2 protein-coding genes are annotated in these 670 nt (G+C 52.1%); both read left to right on the forward strand.

Annotated elements, in window-relative coordinates:
- The first annotated feature begins 149 nt into the window (after positions 1-149).
- Complete coding sequence (locus AB9F27_RS21930) at positions 150-386, forward strand: hypothetical protein (RefSeq protein WP_369758207.1); 237 nt, start codon at positions 150-152, stop codon at positions 384-386.
- Positions 383-574 (forward strand): hypothetical protein, encoded by a 192-nt coding sequence (locus AB9F27_RS21935; RefSeq protein ID WP_369758208.1) that lies wholly within the window; start codon positions 383-385, stop codon positions 572-574. Before AB9F27_RS21930 ends, AB9F27_RS21935 begins: the two co-directional genes overlap by 4 nt.
- Positions 575-670: the final 96 nt, after the last annotated feature.

Here is a 670-nt window from a genome sequence, read left to right on the forward strand (position 1 = left end):
TGGGCCGTTCGCGTCATTCTCAATTCGCTGACAGAACAATTTCTTCACCCCAAAGCTACTGAGCCAGGGCAATCTATGTCAATCCGCTCACCCAAAAAAGTGAGGAACCTCGGGCATCTATATAAAAAACCTTATGGAGATTTATATCGATGCTCTCGACATTCACCCTACTCACCTTGGGAGGCACAGCCTTCCGTATTGCTCTAAATCGGGCCCTCAAGGCCAAAACCAACTACAGCCTAAGCGTTCCTCAGATACTTGCAGGGGCGTTGATCGTTTTGGCTGGTCTGCCAGACCTTATCAAGCCTTTCCCCTACCCGCTCCCACTGAGTGTGACGCTCGGCTTTTTGCTACATGACCTCCTGTTACGGAGGGAAGCAGCATGAGCACCAAACCAACCCTCAAAAGAGGCTCAACGGTCATAATAGCTGCCTTCGATGACATCCCCGAGCACCAGTTTTTGGTGTCAGAGGTTCATGAAGACTGCGTTTGCGGCACCGCCAAATCAGGACCGCTCAAGGGTGCCTACGGCGAACCTGATCGGGACTTAATCCTGCGCGTCTTGCCGGACTAACTACCCGCAGGGAACAGGAATAACCAAGTAAGCCGTTGTTCCACCTCAGAAAACCTCAACTTTCACCCAAAAGGGGGCCTATGCCCCCAGAAGGAC

The sequence above is a fragment of the Falsihalocynthiibacter sp. CO-5D18 genome, from assembly GCF_041205445.1.
Taxonomy (GTDB): domain Bacteria; phylum Pseudomonadota; class Alphaproteobacteria; order Rhodobacterales; family Rhodobacteraceae; genus Falsihalocynthiibacter; species Falsihalocynthiibacter arcticus.